This is a genomic window from Pseudomonas flexibilis (genome assembly GCF_000802425.1).
GTDB lineage: Bacteria > Pseudomonadota > Gammaproteobacteria > Pseudomonadales > Pseudomonadaceae > Serpens > Serpens flexibilis.
In genome coordinates this window covers 157,838-174,281 of sequence record NZ_JRUD01000016.1, presented here as the reverse complement: position 1 = coordinate 174,281, position 16,444 = coordinate 157,838, and the positions used below count along the sequence as shown (strand labels likewise).

General features: G+C 63.7%; 19 protein-coding genes. 11 read left to right on the top strand and 8 right to left on the bottom strand.

The genetic code is table 11. The features are described from left to right. Positions 1-288: 288 nt before the first annotated feature. Positions 289-795, bottom strand: coding sequence for a lysozyme inhibitor LprI family protein (locus SF06_RS17765; RefSeq protein WP_052199803.1), 507 nt, complete (start codon positions 793-795; stop codon positions 289-291). Positions 796-1,022: 227 nt separating this feature from the next. Between SF06_RS17765 and SF06_RS11840 the strand changes: the two genes are divergently transcribed. The 3 genes from SF06_RS11840 to SF06_RS11830 all read left to right on the top strand — a co-directional run bounded on the left by SF06_RS11840 (position 1,023) and on the right by SF06_RS11830 (position 3,149). Further along, on the top strand, positions 1,023-2,492 hold the full coding sequence (locus SF06_RS11840) for a DASS family sodium-coupled anion symporter (protein ID WP_027590113.1): 1,470 nt from the start codon (positions 1,023-1,025) through the stop codon (positions 2,490-2,492). 68 nt (positions 2,493-2,560) lie between these two features. Next, the gene (locus SF06_RS11835; protein WP_039561554.1) at positions 2,561-2,797 is read left to right on the top strand and encodes a hypothetical protein; all 237 of its coding nucleotides are present in this window, start codon (positions 2,561-2,563) and stop codon (positions 2,795-2,797) included. Between the two features lie 55 nt (positions 2,798-2,852). Further along, a complete protein-coding gene (locus SF06_RS11830; RefSeq protein WP_039561553.1) occupies positions 2,853-3,149 on the top strand; it encodes an antibiotic biosynthesis monooxygenase family protein in 297 nt (98 codons plus the stop codon). A gap of 4 nt (positions 3,150-3,153) precedes the next feature. Here the strand turns inward: SF06_RS11830 and SF06_RS18350 are convergent, their stop codons facing one another. Then, positions 3,154-3,630 carry a hypothetical protein gene (locus SF06_RS18350; protein WP_139326710.1) on the bottom strand — a complete coding sequence of 159 codons (477 nt, stop codon included), beginning with the start codon at positions 3,628-3,630 and terminating at the stop codon, positions 3,154-3,156. A 229-nt stretch (positions 3,631-3,859) separates the two neighbouring features. Here SF06_RS18350 and SF06_RS18045 point away from each other — a divergent pair, with 229 nt between their 5' ends. From SF06_RS18045 to SF06_RS18025, 6 genes are all read left to right on the top strand, one after another. Next, on the top strand, positions 3,860-4,903 hold the full coding sequence (locus tag SF06_RS18045; protein ID WP_139326711.1) for a tetratricopeptide repeat protein: 1,044 nt from the start codon (positions 3,860-3,862) through the stop codon (positions 4,901-4,903). A 72-nt stretch (positions 4,904-4,975) separates the two neighbouring features. Beyond that, positions 4,976-5,464, top strand: a complete 489-nt coding sequence (locus SF06_RS18040; protein ID WP_081993428.1) for a hypothetical protein — start codon at positions 4,976-4,978, stop codon at positions 5,462-5,464. Positions 5,465-5,709: 245 nt separating this feature from the next. Next, the gene (locus tag SF06_RS11820) at positions 5,710-6,123 is read left to right on the top strand and encodes an SRPBCC family protein (protein ID WP_039561551.1); all 414 of its coding nucleotides are present in this window, start codon (positions 5,710-5,712) and stop codon (positions 6,121-6,123) included. Positions 6,124-6,375: 252 nt separating this feature from the next. After that, the gene (locus tag SF06_RS18035; RefSeq protein WP_076380862.1) at positions 6,376-6,927 is read left to right on the top strand and encodes a GNAT family N-acetyltransferase; all 552 of its coding nucleotides are present in this window, start codon (positions 6,376-6,378) and stop codon (positions 6,925-6,927) included. Positions 6,928-7,012: 85 nt separating this feature from the next. Further along, a complete protein-coding gene (locus SF06_RS18030) occupies positions 7,013-7,414 on the top strand; it encodes a GFA family protein (RefSeq protein ID WP_076380864.1) in 402 nt (133 codons plus the stop codon). A 93-nt stretch (positions 7,415-7,507) separates the two neighbouring features. After that, positions 7,508-7,846 carry a potassium channel family protein gene (locus SF06_RS18025; RefSeq protein ID WP_234703321.1) on the top strand — a complete coding sequence of 113 codons (339 nt, stop codon included), beginning with the start codon at positions 7,508-7,510 and terminating at the stop codon, positions 7,844-7,846. A gap of 270 nt (positions 7,847-8,116) precedes the next feature. On the opposite strand, the gene SF06_RS11810 is transcribed toward SF06_RS18025, so the two are convergent. From SF06_RS11810 to SF06_RS11790, 5 genes are all read right to left on the bottom strand, one after another. Further along, positions 8,117-9,097: an IS5 family transposase gene (locus tag SF06_RS11810; RefSeq protein ID WP_039561550.1), complete on the bottom strand. Its 981-nt coding sequence runs from the start codon at positions 9,095-9,097 to the stop codon at positions 8,117-8,119. Positions 9,098-9,327: 230 nt separating this feature from the next. Then, entirely contained in the window at positions 9,328-10,062 is a 735-nt protein-coding gene (locus SF06_RS11805) for a pseudouridine synthase (RefSeq protein WP_037008727.1), read from the bottom strand. A gap of 51 nt (positions 10,063-10,113) precedes the next feature. Continuing rightward, a complete protein-coding gene (locus SF06_RS11800) occupies positions 10,114-10,803 on the bottom strand; it encodes an aspartate/glutamate racemase family protein (RefSeq protein ID WP_027590107.1) in 690 nt (229 codons plus the stop codon). A 60-nt stretch (positions 10,804-10,863) separates the two neighbouring features. Next, positions 10,864-11,358: a GNAT family N-acetyltransferase gene (locus SF06_RS11795; RefSeq protein ID WP_027590106.1), complete on the bottom strand. Its 495-nt coding sequence runs from the start codon at positions 11,356-11,358 to the stop codon at positions 10,864-10,866. A gap of 159 nt (positions 11,359-11,517) precedes the next feature. Further along, entirely contained in the window at positions 11,518-13,176 is a 1,659-nt protein-coding gene (locus SF06_RS11790; protein ID WP_039561548.1) for a HAMP domain-containing methyl-accepting chemotaxis protein, read from the bottom strand. Positions 13,177-13,380: 204 nt separating this feature from the next. Here SF06_RS11790 and SF06_RS11785 point away from each other — a divergent pair, with 204 nt between their 5' ends. Then, a complete protein-coding gene (locus SF06_RS11785; RefSeq protein ID WP_027589857.1) occupies positions 13,381-14,319 on the top strand; it encodes a DMT family transporter in 939 nt (312 codons plus the stop codon). Positions 14,320-14,528: 209 nt separating this feature from the next. On the opposite strand, the gene SF06_RS11780 is transcribed toward SF06_RS11785, so the two are convergent. After that, positions 14,529-15,917, bottom strand: coding sequence for a class II fumarate hydratase (locus SF06_RS11780; RefSeq protein ID WP_039561547.1), 1,389 nt, complete (start codon positions 15,915-15,917; stop codon positions 14,529-14,531). 184 nt (positions 15,918-16,101) lie between these two features. Between SF06_RS11780 and SF06_RS11775 the strand changes: the two genes are divergently transcribed. Then, the gene (locus tag SF06_RS11775; protein WP_027589855.1) at positions 16,102-16,401 is read left to right on the top strand and encodes a BolA family protein; all 300 of its coding nucleotides are present in this window, start codon (positions 16,102-16,104) and stop codon (positions 16,399-16,401) included. The last annotated feature ends 43 nt before the right edge of the window (positions 16,402-16,444 follow it).

Sequence of the window (16,444 nt, the reverse complement as noted above, 5' to 3'; positions counted from 1 at the left end):
GCCATAGGGCGGCCCTCTCGACTAGGTTGACGATGTCTGTCGGGGCCTCACCCGGGTGCTGGCTTGCGCATATCGTCGGTCTTGAGTTGGGGCTCAAGCCTGATGGATTCCTTATCGGCCCTTGGTGAGTGGGGGCGGGACGATCTCTCCCACGGTCTGTACTTGCGTCAGATGCGAACTTGGTCCCTCATCCCCGACAGGCACAAACATACAAGCGAATTCATTCGCGAGCTCGACCCAGAAGCTCGCGAATGAATTCGCTCCCACGGTTCGGGGTCCGAGACCGCTTCACGGAATCGGCAGATCCCGCGCCATCGGCGCCAGGTCGCGCAGGCATTCGCCCTGTTCGAAGATGCGGTCCTGCTCGGAGATCGCGTTGATGCATTCTCGGGCCGCCTGCACATCCTCCAGCCGCTGCTGGCCCAGGCTCAGTTCGCAATCGGTGGCGTAGGCGCTGGGCCAGCTGCCACCGGCGCCGGTCAGCGCACCGATCAACTGACACTCCCCCGCGCGATAACGCAGCCACGCCTTCTGCTGGTCGCGCAGGGCACGGGTCAGCATGCCGTCGGGCTGCGGCGTCTCGTCCGTTACCGGCGCTGCGCCCACCTGCTCGATCAACGCCTTGTGAGCCACGGCCAGTTCCTCGTCCAGTGTCCGCAATTCCTCGGCCAGCAGCACACCCGTATGCATGGCGCTGCCTTCCGGCCAGCATTCGGCGCGGTCGGTGCAGTCCTGGGCGAACCCCAGGGTGGGCAGGGCGGTGAGAAGGAGCAGAGCAGTGGCGCGGTACGGCATACGAGGCAGCATCCGGAAGGGTGGCAAAAAGCGCAGCAGAGTGTGTCGATTTGCCGAAGCCAGGGCAACAGGCGTCGAGGCGGGGCATTGCTCTGCGGCAAGGTTTGCCGACCGGTCGGTCACTAAAATGGCGCAACAACAAGCCGGGACACCCCCGGCGCCATGCCGGAACCGGTTACCGCCGGTATCCGCAGGTCGACCTGCATGCTCTCCTACAAGGACCCTCCATGACCCTCACCGAACTTCGCGCCCGGCTGCCCTGGGGCCTGCTGCTGGCCATCGCGGCCGGCGGCCTGATCGCGTTGCTGCCGCCGCTCCCCGGCCTGCCCCAGGCCGGTCAGTACATGCTGGCCATCCTCGCCTTCGCCGTCATCGTCTGGATCACCGAAACCGTGTCCTACGAAGTCAGCGCCATCATGATCATCGGCCTGATGGCCTTCCTGCTCGGCAGTGCGCCGACGGTGGCCAACCCCGAGGTGCTGATCGGCACCAAGGGCGGCCTGGCCATGGCCCTGGCCGGCTTCGCCAACTCGGCGCTTGCGCTGGTGGCCGCGGCGCTGTTCATCGCCGCGGCCATGACCCACACCGGGCTGGACAAGCGCATCGCGCTCTACACCCTGTCCAAGGTCGGCGCCAGCCCGCGCCGGGTGCTGATCGGCGCCATCCTGGTCACCATCATCCTCAGCTTCATCGTGCCCAGCGCCACCGCCCGCGTGGCCTGCGTGGTGCCGATCATGATGGGGGTGATCGCCGCCTTCGGTGTGGACAAGCGCTCCACCTTCGCCGGCGCGCTGATGATCCTGGTGGCGCAGGGCACCAGCATCTGGAACGTCGGCATCCAGACCTCGGCTGCGCAGAACCTGCTCACCACCGGCTTCATGCACAAGTTGCTCGGCGAGTCCGTCACCTGGATGGACTGGCTGATCGCCGGCATGCCGTGGAGCATCCTGATGTCGGTGGTGCTTTATGTGGTCATCGTCAAGCTGATGCCGCCGGGCGTGGGCAAGATCGAAGGCGGCAGGGACGCGGTGCGCAACTCCCTGCGCGAACTGGGCGCCATGAGCGGCGGCGAACGCAAGCTGCTGGCCATCACCCTCGGCCTGCTGGCCTTCTGGGCCACCGAAGGCAAGCTGCACAGCTTCGATACCGCTTCCGTCACCATGGTCGGCCTGGCGCTGCTGCTGATGCCCGGCCTCGGCGTGATGAGCTGGAAGGAGGCGCAGAACCGGGTGCCGTGGGGCACGGTGATCGTCTTCGGTGTCGGCATCAGCCTCGGCACCGCGCTGCTCGGCACACAGGCCGGTTCCTGGCTGGCGCGCGGGCTGGTGGACAACCTGGGCATGGAAGGCATGTCGCCGTTCTGGGTGTTCGCCGTGCTCGGCCTGTTCCTCATCCTCATCCATATCGGCTTCGCCAGCGCCACCGCGCTGACCTCGGCGATGCTGCCGATCATGATCGCCCTGCTGCAGCAGCTGGGCGGCGACATCAACGCGCTGGGCATGAGCATGTTGCTCGGCTTCGTGATGAGCTTCGGCTTCCTGCTGCCGATCAATGCCCCGCAGAACATGGTCTGCATCGGCACCGAGACCTTCACCTCGCGGCAGTTCCTGCGTACCGGCGTGTGGCTGACCCTGGTCGGCTACCTGCTGATGCTGGTGATGGCGCTGACCTGGTGGAAGTGGCTGGGCTGGATGTAGAGCCACGCGGCACCCTGAACCATGAACGGAGCCTTTATGCTCCGTTCATTTTCCGCAGTCGAGGCTCCATGAAGCGTCTAGGTTCCCTCCTGGCCCTGGCTGCCAGCCTGTTGTTCAGCCTGCTGGGCATCCTCCTGGCGTACCTGAGTCACGCGCGCGCTGTACTGCCTTATAACGAGCAAGGCATCTATTTCGACGGTGCGGCAACGTTCAAGGAGCAGGCCGTCGAGGTGTACGCCCTGCTGGCTGTGCTGGCGTTTGCGCTGGCCGCCCTGTGCCTTGCCCTGTACCGACGTTTCAGGTGACGTTCAGGCGCTACGCTTCTCTCGCCCACCGGGCACTATCAGGCAAGGAGGCCCCATGTACGTTGTCATCTTCCGCGCGAAGGTCATGTCGCTCGACGACGAGTATTTCCGTGTCGCTTCCCGCATGCGCGAGCTGGCGCTTGCGGAGTTCGGTTGCCTTGAATTCCATGCCGTGAGCGAAGGGGATAACGAGGTGGCGTTGTCCTACTGGCCAGACGAAGCCGCCATCAAGGCCTGGAAGGCGCATCCCGAGCATCTTCTGGCGCAGAAAGCCGGGCGCGAGCGCTGGTACGCGTCCTATTCGGTCCAGGTGGCCTGCATCATGCGGGATTACCAGGTGCCGGCGAGCTGATGCCTCAGCGTGGTGGGGGGAGCCGCAGCCCGTTGTCATGCAGCGGCCGGTAGATACCCGGCGGATGCGGATTGTGGCGCGCCGGGAAGTCGTTCCTGTCCGGAACAACCTGCCGGGGCGGCGGGTATCCACGCGGGGTATTGAAGGACGGTGAGTGCGGATAGAAGCGCACCCCCCAATCCAGGCCCTCCCGTGGATAGGACCAGTCTCCCTGGGGGGAGTGATCGTAGCGGTATTGTCCGGACCCATACACGCGATCCTCGTAGCGGTAATAGCGGTAACGCTGCGGATAGCGAGAGTCCCGTTGCATGCGCGGGTCATGCCAGCCTCGCGGGTGCGGCCCATACCGGCCGCGCTCGTCGTGTTGCATCAGTTTGGAGCGGGTGTCCCGGGCGCGGTCCGAATCGGCCAGCGAGAACAATGACCCACCCATCAGCAGCAGGCCGCCGAGCACGACGGCAGTCAAGCGCAAGACATGCATGACGGCACCCTCCAAGTGGTTCTGGCCAGTATGGACCGCACGATGCGTGGGATCTCGCTTGAGCACCGGCCTCTCGCCGTCCGGCAGACAATCGGGTGTTGCCGGTTGGCGCAGGAACGTCCAGCCGTTGCGCCCCAACTTTGCGCCCTGTCCGGCATCCAATGCTTGCAGGTCGTCGTGACAGGGAAGGCCAGTCGGCGGCCTTTTTCAGCCTATCGTGGAGGCCGCCATGCACAGGTCAATCGCACGGGCAGGGACGCTGGCGCTCTCGCTCGCCCTCAGCGGCGCGGCAGGGGCGCAAACTCCGCACGAAGGGGAACCGCCCGAACAACTGGGCGAGGTGAATTTCCAGGTGTCCTGCACCCCGGACGCGCAGCGCACCTTCAACCGGGCCATGGCCCTGTTCCATTCCTTCTGGTTCGACCCCGCCAAACAGGCCTTCGCGACGGTGCTGGAGCAGGACCCCACCTGCGCCATGGCCCACTGGGGCATCGCCATCATGTCCATGGGCAATCCGCTGGCCTGGCCGCCCAGCCCGCAGGCGTTGCAGGCCGGCGCCAACGCCTGGTCCCAGGCCCAACAGCTCGGCGCCGGCAGCGAGCGGGAAAACGCCTACATCGACGCCCTCGGCGTCTTCTTCAAGGACTGGCAGAGCACCGAACACCGGCTCCGCGCGCTGGCGCTGGAGCAGGCCATGGGCGAAGTGGCGGCGCGCTATCCGCAGGATGTCGAAGCGCAGGTGCTTTACGCACTGCTGCTCAACGCCACCGCCCAGCCCACCGACAAGACCTACGCCAACCAGCTCAAGGCCGCCGGCATCCTCGAGCCGCTGTACCGGCAGTACCCCAACCACCCCGGCATCGCCCACTACCTGATCCACACCTTCGACTACACCAGCCTGGCGGAGCGCGGCATGCCCTATGCCCGTGCCTATGCGGACATCGCGCCCTCGGTGCCGCACGTTCAGCACATGCCCTCGCACATCTTCAGCCGGGTCGGCGACTGGCCGGCCATGGTGGAAAGCAACCTGGCCTCCTACCAGGCTGCCCGCCATGAGCTGCAGGCGACCACGCTGGACATCGGCACCTACGACGCCCTGCACGCGCTGGACTACCTGGTGTTCGGCCACCTGCAACAGGCCCAGCACCAGGCGGCCAAACAGCGGGTGGACGAGGTGGCGGCGATCCGCAAGGTCAACGTGGAGAACTTCGTCGCCGCCTACGCCTTCGCGGCCATTCCGGCGCGCTACGCGCTGGAGCGGGGGCAGTGGTAGGAAGCGGCCGCCCTGCAGCTGTCACCCGCCGACCTGGCCTGGGACAAGTTCCCGCAGGCCGAAGCCATCCTGGTGTTCGCCCGCGGCCTGGGCGCCGCGCGCAGCGGCAACCCCGGCGCGGCCCGCGCGGATGTTGAACGCCTGCAGGCGCTGCAGACTGCGATGCGCCAGAACAACCTCGGCTACTGGGCCGACCAGGCGGAAATCCAGATCCGTGCGGTAAACGCCTGGATCGCCCAGGCCGAGAACCGCCCCGACGACGCCCTGCGCCTGATGCGCGAAGCGGCCGATCTCGAGGAAGCCAGCGACAAGCACCCGGTCACCCCCGGCAACGTGGTGCCTTCCCGGGAACTGCTGGCCGAACTGCTGGTGGTGCAGAAGCAGCCTGCTGAGGCTTTCGCGGAGTTTGAGCGCTCCCTGCAACGGGACCCGAATCGGTTGCGCGCTACAAAGGGCGCGATGGAGGCTGCCAAGGCGGCGGGGAATGCGGAGGCTGCGCGGCGCTATGAGCAGAAGGTTGCGGTGCTGACTGCGGCGGGTGATGCGCAGCGGGCCGAGTGAGGAAGTGCTGGCGCTAGGCACAACGCTCGAATTCGAGCGGTCGGGCCGTGACCGGAGGTGAGTCACGACTTCTCGCACTGAAGTGTTCGAGTGCAACCTGCTCGGGCAGGGTCAACCGTTGCAGTGAAGAGGGACGCCGTTCGACACGCTGCGTTGCTGCGCGTGGCTTGGTTCATGGTTGTTCCCTACAGAGGCGCTACAGTCTTCCGCGCACCCCGTTGCTCATCAATATAAGGAAGACAGGAATGAACATTACGGTTGAAACCGCCATTGCGGCACCGATTGAACGGGTGTGGAGTGCATGGACCACTCCAGAAGACATCACCCAATGGAATGCCGCATCCGATGATTGGCATACCACCCGGGCGAGCGTTGATCTTCGCGTCGGCGGAACCTTCTCATCACGCATGGAAGCCAAGGACGGCAGTGCCGGGTTCGATTTTGCAGGGACCTATACGAAGATCGAACACCATCAATTAATTGAGTGTGAGTTTGGCGGGCGCACCTTGCGGGTGGAGTTTCTCACCGGGCCGAATGGGGTCACCGTGCGGGAAACCTTCGAAGCGGAGCAGACGCACTCTGAAGAGCAACAGCGGGCGGGTTGGCAATCCATTCTGGACAACTTCGCCCGCCACGCGGAAGGCAAGACCACCGCTTGATTCAGGTTCCCGCGTACGCTGGCCTGATGGGCCGGCGCTGTTCAACTTTCCCGTCCTCCACGACTCAAACCGTGTCTCGTTAGTGGCAGTAGGTGAAGGTGAATTGCTGGTTTATTAAGGTGAAAAGTAGATATAACAAACGTCTCAAGAGGGACTGCGGTGGTTACGGATGTTCTTGTTGAGTTTAGTTGTATGCGTTGCCGGCCACTTAGGCGGGCGTTATGCGTCTTCACTCATCCGGATGTGTAGCAAATGACTGACCTCATTGAGTTCGAAACTGAGCGCCTTTTCTTGAGGCAGTGGACGCCCGCTGACCGCGAGCCGTTTGCCGCGCTCAACGCAGATCCAAGGGTAATGGAGTTCTTCCCCGCGCGGCTTACACGTGCCGAAAGTGATGCAATGGCTGATCGTTGCGAGGCTTTGATTCGAGAGCGTGGCTGGGGGTTTTGGGCTGCTGAGCTCAAGGATTCTCGCGAGTTCATCGGGTTCGTCGGCTTGCACACTCCCTCAGCTGAACTTCCTTTCTCGCCCTGCGTGGAAGTCGGTTGGCGTCTTTCCTTTTCGCATTGGGGAAAAGGATTTGCTTCTGAGGCGGCACGCGGAGCGTTCCGCGTTGGATTTACAGTCTTGGGTCTAAACGAAATCGTGTCCTTCACAGCAGTTAAAAATTTCAGGTCTCGAGCAGTTATGGAAAGACTCAAGATGTGTGGGTCAGGTACCTTTGAGCATCCTCAAGTACCTGAAGATAGTCCGCTGCGCTTGCACTGCCTGTACCGACTGCCACGTGCCCGCTATGATGCATAACAATTCATTCAAGCCGACGCCGCTATGTGGCCCGGCTTAATTCAACGTTATGTGTTTTCACCCACAGGCCATGGAAGGAGTTCTGATGACTGATCATTTCGGTTCTTGTCTGTGCGGCACCGTGAGCTTTGAAGTGAAAGGTGAGTTCGACAGCTTTTACCTGTGCCATTGTCAGCGTTGCCAAAAAGATACAGGTTCGGCTCATGCGGCAAATCTATTCTCGCACTCAGCTAAATTGGTTTGGCAGTCGGGCGCAGATGCCGTGACTTCCTATACGCTTCCAGGCACTCGTCATAACAAAAGCTTTTGTAAGTTGTGTGGTTCAGCATTGCCAAACACTCAGATTGCAGGTGTGCTTGTCGTTCCCGTAGGGTGTTTGGACACTGAAATCACTATGTTGTCAACTGCGCATATCTTTTCATCCAGCAAAGCAGCTTGGGATGAGGGGGGAGAGGAGGTGCCAGAGTTCGAGGGACTGCCAGCTTGAGCTGCCATCATATAACCAGTGGCTGCTGCATGAGTGGTGCTTATACGTTGGGTTTTACGATATGGATCAGTCAATCTTGTTGAGATTATATTATTGGACAATAATCCTGGTGTGTTGAGAAGAAGATTCTGGCGTGCGTTGTTTTTCGGTCTGAAGGTTGTGTGGCCGAGACTTTCGATTCTTTTCGGTTTAATGGTGACGCTCGGAATCGTTATTGGCTGGCGTGAGGGCTGGTCCATACATGAGTCGCTGTATTTTTCATTTGTGACAGGATTGACGATCGGCTATGGAGATTTTGCGCCGAAAACAATTTTTACGCGCACTTTGGCTGTACTGATTGGTCTGTGCGGTATGCTTTTTACTGCGCTGGTTGCGGCAATTGCCGTAAAGGCGCTTACGATAACGATGGAGAAAAATAAAACTAATAAATGAGAGTGGTTGCAAGACGATATGCGCGGCAGTCAGCGTTATCTGAATCCTTCGGTAAGGATGTCTGCTTGCATCTTGATGTCTAATAAATGGGCATTGCCATGAAGAGAACAATTTTAGCTTTATGGAAGGTCTGAAGTAGCTGGGTATTTCGCGTCAACTTCAGCCCTTGCCGATTTTGAAAGCGGGCAATCGATCAAAAACCGGACAGATAGCCCACTCATTTCTCCTTTTTTGGCCGTCGCGAGCATCTCGCAACGGCCATTTCCCACATTACAGGCGCACCTCTCCTGCGGTGGCGATCAAATGTCGACGCGCCATCCACAGGTTCGACAGTGCGAACAGTGTCATCAGCTGCGCGGTGTTCTTGGCCAGGCCGCGGAAGCGTACCTTCACGTAACCGAACTGGCGCTTGATCACCCGGAATGGGTGCTCGACCTTGGCCCGCACCTGCGCCTTGGCCTTTTCGATCTTGCGCTTAGCTTTGTAGAGCGGGCTGTTCTTGCCGAGTTTTCTGTAAGTGCTGCGACGCGCCGCGACCTGCCAGATCACTTCGCGGCCCGCATGTTCTGAGCGCTTTTCGACCCCGGTGTAACCGGCATCGGCGCAGACGACGTTCTCCACGCCATGCAGCAGTTTGTCGACCTGGGTGACGTCCGCCACGTTGGCCGCCGTGCCAACCACGCTATGCACCAGCCCCGACTCGTCATCCACACCGATGTGGGCCTTCATGCCGAAGTAGTACTGGTTACCCTTCTTGGTCTGGTGCATCTCCGGGTCGCGCTTGCCGTCCTTGTTCTTGGTCGAACTGGGTGCATGGATCAACGTAGCATCGACGATAGTGCCCTGACGCAGCGACAGACCGCGGTCACCGAGATAGCCATTGATGACGGCCAGGATACCGGCAGCCAGTTCGTGTTTCTCCAGCAGCCGGCGGAAGTTGAGGATGGTGGTTTCGTCGGGAATGCGCTCCAGGCTCAACCCGGCGAACTGGCGCAGGATGGTCGTCTCGTACAGCGCTTCCTCCATCGCCGGATCGCTGTAGCCAAACCAGTTCTGCATCAGGTGAATACGCAGCATGGCCAGCAGAGGATAGGCGGGCCGACCACCTTCGCCCTTGGGGTAATGCGACTCGATCAAGGCAATCAGTCCCTTCCACGGCACCACCTGATCCATCTCGATCAGGAACAGCTCTTTACGGGTCTGTTTGCGCTTGCCGGCGTACTCGGCGTCGGCGAAGGTCATCTGCTTCATGGAAGAACTCGGCTGGCGGGATTAACGGCGTATTTCACCAGATTCTGGAAGTGTTTTTCAGAGTGTCCTTATCGCTCGTTGTATTTGCCTCTGCGGCTGTCGCTCATGGCGGCGGCTGCCGGAAAGACAGCCCCCGGGACAATGCTGTCATGCGGGTTCCAAGCCATACCACTGTCATTAATCATCGGTAAACATGCACGCGCCCGGCGGCCAGGCCGTGGCTTGACCGCCTACGCAGCCGCACCTTCCTCGAATATCCCCCGCACCACCTGCTGAAAATCCTCACTCGGATCCGCCTGCAGGTGCATGGCTTCGCCCGTGACCGGGTGGGTGAAGTGCAGCTCCGTGGCGGCGAGCATCAGGCGGCTGTAGCCGAAGCGTTGGGCGAAGTAGTGGTTGTGCCGGGTGCGGCCGTAGTTGGTGTCGCCAATGATCGGGTGGCTGAGGTGCTGCATATGGCGGCGCAGCTGGTGTTTGCGGCCGGTCAGTGGGTGCAGCTGCAGCAGGCTGTAGCGGCTGGTGGGAAAGCCTTCGATCTCGACCTCCAACTGCGTGGTGGCCAGGCGGCTGTAGCGGGTCTGCGCGTCGCGCACGGGCTGGGGTTCGTCCTTGAGCCGCTTGTCCACGGCGTGTTCCTTGAGGGCGTGGTCGATCAGGCCGGACTCCGGCGGCCAGCCGCGTACCAGTGCCCGGTAGGTCTTGCGCACGGTGTTGGCCATCATGGCCTGGCCGAGCAGGCTGGCGGTGTGCGGGTCGCGGGCAAACAGCAGCAGGCCCGAAGTGGGGCGGTCCAGCCGGTGCACCGCGTAGACGTGCTCGCCGCCGTTCAGTTCGCGGGCGTATTGCAGGGCGAATTCGGTTTCGTGCTTGTCGATGGGGCTGCGGTGTACCAGCAGCCCGGCGGGCTTGTGCACCGCCAGCAGCCAGTCGTCCCGGTAAAGCTCGGTGAGCGGGTTGTCGGTCATGCGCGGGAAGTCGGCGGCGAAAGGGGCGGCGATGATACCGCCCCCTGTGCGTCAGTCCAGCGCCGCTTCTGCCGCCCGGCGCGCATGCAGGGCGGTGGTGTCGAACAGCGGCACGCGGGCATCCTCGCTGCCCACCAGCAGGGAGATTTCCGTGCAGCCGAGGATGATCGCTTCGGCGCCCTGTTCCACCAGCGCTGCCATGATGCGCCGGTACTCTTCCCGGGAGCTGCCGCGAATGTGTCCCAGGCAGAGCTCCTCGTAGATGACGCGGTGGATCACGGCGCGATCCGCCTCGTCGGGCGTCAGCACCTCGAGTCCGTGCTGCTGCAGGCGCTGGCGGTAGAAGTCCTGCTCCATGGTGAAGCGGGTGCCCAGCAGGCCGACCCTGGACAGCCCGGCGCGTTTGATGGCATCGGCGGTCGGGTCGGCGATGTGCAGCAGCGGAATGGAGACAGCCGCTTCGATATCCCCGGCGACCTTGTGCATGGTGTTGGTGCACAGCACCAGGAAATCCGCGCCGGCCCGTTCCAGCGCCCGGCCCGCATCGGCCAGCAGGGCGCCGGCCGTCGTCCAGTCGCCGGCCTGCTGCAGGCGCTCGATGTCGTGGAAATCCACGCTGTACAGCGCCAGCTTCGCCGAATGCAGCCCGCCCAGGCGCGCCTTGATGGTTTCGTTGATCTGCCGGTAGTAGGGAATCGTCGATTCCCAGCTCATGCCGCCGATAAGGCCGATGGTTTTCATGGGGGCATCCTGAACGTTGACTCAGGCTCGACTCTACCCGCTGGAGTCGGTGGCGGAGGATCAGTCGACCTGCGGCGCAATGTCGCGGGGCAGGCGCAGATGGACAAGCGCCACCGGCGCGCCGGCCTTGTCGCGGCGTTCCTCGATGGCGCTGGGCGTGAAGCCCAGCCGCGGGTAGAGCAACAGGCCGGCGGTATTGGCGTTGAAGCAGGACACCTTTACCTCGGTGGCGCGGTGCTTGTCGAAGGCCAAGGCGCACATGACCTTCATCAGGTACGAGGCCACACCACGCCGGCGCGCATCGGCGGCCACCATCACGTTGCCGATGGCGCAGATGCCGCCTTCGGCCCACTGGTAGAAGTTGGCGAAGGCCACCACCCGGCCGTCCAGTTCGACCACGGTCGAATCGCTGCGCTGCTCGATGGCGGCGCGCAGTTGCTCCGGCGTGAGGGGGAATTCGGCCCTGGGGAAGCAGTAGAACAGCTCCTCCGGCGTGCGGGGCAGGGCGCAGAGGGCGGACAGGTCGGCGTCGGTGACGGGGCGATGGGTCGGCATGCGGGTCAGACCTGAGACAGAGGAAGGGCAGACTAGCGGCCGGCCTGGACCGAGCTCAAGTGCGGTAGGGTGGTCAACGCATGCGTTGACCACCACGGCGGCCATGCCGTTGGCATGACCGCCCTACGGACTGCTGCTTTGCGGACCCGGGCTCGGCCTTTACAGCTTGAACTGCTGCACCAGGCCGTGCAGGTGCTTGGCCAGGGCGCTCAGTTCGCGGCTGGTTTCCACGTTCTGGCGCGAGGCGTCGCTGGTGTCCTCGGCGATCTCGCTGACGTTGGTGATGTTGCGGTTGATCTCCTCGGCCACCGAGCTCTGTTCCTCGGCCGCCGAGGCGATCATGGCGTTCATGTCGTTGATGGTCGCCACGGCGGCGGTGATCTGCTCCAGCACGCGACCGGCGTCGGCTACCTGCTCGCGCCCGGCCTCGGCCTTCTCGCAGCTCTTCTCCATGACCTCGACCGCACGGCGCGCGCCGCTCTGCACCTTCTCGATCATCGACTGGATCTCTTCGGTGGAGTGCTGGGTGCGCGAGGCCAGCGAGCGGACCTCGTCGGCCACCACGGCGAAGCCGCGACCCTGTTCGCCGGCGCGCGCCGCCTCGATGGCCGCGTTGAGGGCCAGCAGGTTGGTCTGGTCGGCGATACCGCGAATCACGTCCACCACCGAACTGATGGTGGCGCTGGCGTCTTCCAGCTCGCCGATCACCTTGGCGGCGTGCTCCACCTCGCGGGCCAGGCTGTCGATCACCTGGATGCTCTGGGTGACCACCTGCTGGCCATGCTCGGCTTCGCTGTCCGCCTTCTCGGCGGCGTGGGCGGCGCTGGCGGCGTTGCTGGCGACGTCCTGCACGGTGGCGGACATCTCGTGCATGGCGGTGGCCACCTGGTCGGTTTCCAGGTGCTGGCGATGGATGCCATCGCTGGTCTGGCGGCTGACCGCGGCGGTCTGCTCGGCGGCGGCGGCCAGTTGTTCCACGGCCTTGGACAGTTCCTTGAGGGTTTCCTGCACGTGGTCGGCCATCGTGTTGAAGGACGAGGCGATCTTGCCCAGCTCGTCACGGCCCCGGTAGGCGACGCGGTGCACCAGGTCGCCGTCGGCCAGACGCTTGCCGCCGCTCAGCAGGGCATCCACCGCCTGGCTGATGCCGCGCAGGGTGGCCCAGGCCAGGGCGATGACCAGCACCAGGGTGACCACCAGCACCAGGCTCAGCCAGAACAGCAGCGCCTCGAAATGGCGCTCGGCCGCGGTGTAGGCAGTCACCGCATGGATATGCAGGTTGTCGGAGAAGGCCTGCACCTTGTCGGAGGCCACCGCGAAGGTCGGTTGCAGCCTGTCCAGCAGCACGCCGTTGGCCTTCAGGTAATCACCGGCGCGCATCAGCTCCAGCACCGGCCGCACGCCTTGCTCCAGATAGAGGTTCAGGGTGCGCTGCATTTCCTGCGCCAGGGCGCGCTCCTGAGCGTCCAGGTTGTTGGCCAGCAGCGTTTGCAGCAGGGCCTGGATGTTGCGCTGGCTCTGCTCCACGGCGTTGAAGTGCATGCTCACGTCGTGGTTGTGCGCCTTCTCGTAGTCGCTTCCCGGCGCATGCTGCAGCGCCAGCAACAGTTGGGTGCGCGCATGGTGCATTTCATTGGTCATGCGGTTGAGCTGGTCGCTGGGCAGCAGGCCCTCGTAATACAGATGGGTCAGCTCGCGGTTACTGTCGCGCATGCCGGTCAGGGAGAAACCGACCATCAGCACCATCAGCAGGCAGAGCAGGGAAATCAAGGCCACCAGCCGGACCTTGAGGGAAAATTGAGTAAGCCAGGTTCGCACGTCGGGACGCCTCGATTCTTGATTAACGTTAAGTTAAGGCATTTTGCTATCCGTGACATGCTTCACGTCAAAAGGTCTAAGGCTTTGATTGCAAAAGGCGGCTAGGCGCTAGGGGGAATTTCGAAAGCGCACTAACGAATAGGGCGCCGGGTCACTAGAATGCACTCCCTCCCTTTCGTTCTCTGTTGTACGCCGAGGTCCTTCATGCACGTTTCTTCCGGTCGCTGGCTGTATGGCCTGTCCCTGGCGATGGTCACGGCCGTGCTCTGGGGTATTCTGCCGATCAAGCTCAAGCTGGTGCTGCAGACCATGGATCCGGTCACCGTCACCTGGTACCGCCTGTTCAGCTCCGGGCTGGTGCTACTGGTCTGGCTGGGCGCGCGCCGCCAGTTGCCGGCGTTTCGGCCACTGGGGCGCCGGGGCGGCATGCTGGTGGGACTCGCCATCGCCGGGCTGGTCAGCAACTACGTGCTGTACCTGATGGGGCTCAACCTGCTGAGCCCGGGTACCACGCAGCTGGTGATCCAGATCGCGCCCTTCCTGCTGCTGATCAGCAGCCTGTTCGTGTTCCGCGAGTCGTTCAGCGCCGGTCAGTTGCTCGGCCTGCTGGTGCTGCTGCTGGGCTTCGGGCTGTTCTTCAACCAGCGGCTCGGCGAGCTGCTGACTTCGCTGACCGACTACACCCTCGGCGTGCTCACCGTGCTGGCGGCGGCGGTGGTGTGGGTGGTGTATGGGCTGGCGCAGAAGCAGCTATTGAGTCAGTGGTCATCCTTCCAGGTGATGATGGTGATCTATCTGGGCTGCGCGCTGCTTCTGACGCCCTGGGCGTCGCCGGCCCAGGTGCTGGAACTGGATGCGCTGCAGTTCTGGCTGCTGGTCGCCTGCTGCCTGAACACGCTGATCGCTTACGGTGCCTTCGCCGAGGCGCTGGCCCACTGGGAAGCCTCCCGGGTCAGCGCGGCGCTGGCGCTGACGCCGCTGATCACCTTCGCTGGCGTGGCATTGGCGGCCATCTGGTGGCCCGCCCATGTCATTCCCGAACAGCTCAATCTGCTCGCCTATGGCGGCGCGCTGCTGGTGGTGGCGGGCTCGGCGGTGGCGGCGCTGGGGCACCGGCGGAGGAAGGCGCTCACAACCCCGTAGGGTGGCCAACGTTTTCCTTGTCCATCATCGCGCCGGCCCCGCGCGCCTGTGGCGCGTTGGCGGATCGGTGAAGCGCGATCCACCCTACGTCTGGGCCGCCCTGGAGGGTGGACAACGTTTTCCTTGTCCACCATCGCGCCGGGCCGGCGCGCGACTGTGGCGCGTTGTGAATCGGTGACGCGCGATCCACCCTACGTTTTCGTGTTTTCCTACTGTCCCGGCTCCAGCATCTGCTCCGGGCGCACCCAGGCGTCGAACTGTTCGTCGGTCAGGTGGCCAAGGGCGAGGGCGGCTTCGCGCAGGGTGATGCCCTCGGCGTAGGCCTTCTTGGCAATTTCCGCCGCCTTGTCGTAGCCGATGTGCGGGTTGAGGGCGGTCACCAGCATCAGTCCGCGTTCCAGGTGGGCGGCCATCTGCCGGGCATCCGGCTCCATGTCGGCCACGCATTGGCGGTTGAAGTTGCGGCAGCCATCGGCCAGCAGGCGGATGGATTGCAGCAGGCTGTGGATGATCACCGGCTTGAACACGTTCAGTTGCAGGTGCCCCTGGCTGGCGGCGAAGCCGATGGTCACGTCGTTGCCGAGTACCTGGCAGGCCAGCATCGACAGCGCCTCGCACTGGGTGGGGTTGACCTTGCCGGGCATGATCGAGCTGCCCGGCTCGTTGGCCGGCAGGCGTACCTCGGCGAAGCCGGCGCGCGGGCCGGAGCCGAGCAGGCGCAGATCGTTGGCCAGCTTCATCAGCGCCACGGCCAGGGTCTTCAGCGTGCCGGCCAGGGTCACCAGCGGCTCGTGGCCGGCCAGGGCGGCGAACTTGTTGGGGGCGCTGACGAAGGGCAGGCCGGACAGGGCCGCCAGCTCGGCGGCGATGGCGTCGGCGAAGCCCTTGGGGGCATTCAGGCCGGTGCCCACCGCGGTGCCGCCCTGGGCCAGTTCGCAGACGGCCGGCAGCGCAGCGCGAATGACCTGCTCGGCATGATCCAGCTGGGCGACGAAGGCCGACAGCTCCTGGCCGAAGGTGATCGGCGTGGCGTCCATCAGGTGCGTGCGCCCGGTCTTGACCAGTTGGGCGTGGCGCAGCGACTGCTCGGCGAGGCCGCCGCGCAGCTCGGCGATGGCCGGCAGCAGGTCCTGCTGCACGGCGCGCACGGCGGCCAGATGCATGGCGGTGGGAAAGCTGTCGTTGGAGCTCTGCGAGCGATTGACGTGGTCGTTGGGGTGCACCGGGCTCTTGCCGCCGCGCTGGCCGGTGGCGATCTCGTTGGCGCGACCGGCGATCACCTCGTTGACGTTCATATTGCTCTGCGTGCCGCTGCCGGTCTGCCAGACCACCAGCGGAAACTGGTCGTCGTGCTGGCCGTCCAGCACTTCGTCGGCGGCCTGTTCGATGAGTCGGGCGATGTCCGTGGGCAGGTCGCCAATGCGGCAGTTGACCCGTGCCGCCGCCTTCTTGATCAGCGCCAGGGCATGCACCACCGGCAGCGGCATGCGTTCCTGGCCAATGGCGAAGTTGATCAACGAGCGCTGGGTCTGCGCGCCCCAGTAGGCATCCGCCGGGACTTCCACGGCTCCCAGGCTGTCGGTTTCGGTACGGCTCATCGGGTGTCTCCCTTGTGATCATCAGGGGTTAGGCCGGCCCGGTGGGTGCGGGTTCCCCTGCGTGGCAGGTAGCCATTATGGCGTATTGGCGCAATGACCACACGGCGTGACGGGTTGAGCCGGACGGCGGCGAGGCGCAAAATCGTGCCCCGAACCCCCCGTCCCCTGTCGGCAGGTAACCCGAATGAACATGCGTGAGCGTATCCAGGCTGCGCTGGCGGCGCTGCAGCCCCAGCATCTGGAAGTCCTCGACGAGAGCCACATGCACCATCGTGGCGAGGAAAGCCACTTCAAGGTGGTGATGGTCAGTGAACAGTTCGCCGGCCTGAACGCGGTCAAGCGTCACCAGAAGGTGTACGGCGGCCTGGGCGAGCTGATGGGCCAGTTCCACGCGCTCGCATTGCACACCTACAGCCCCGACGAGTGGGCGGCTCAGGGCAGTGCGCCGGCCTCGCCGACCTGCCGGGGCGGCGGTCTGCACTAGTCACTACGCTGTCGGGGGTTGGCCCCCTTCGTTCTTTACTTTC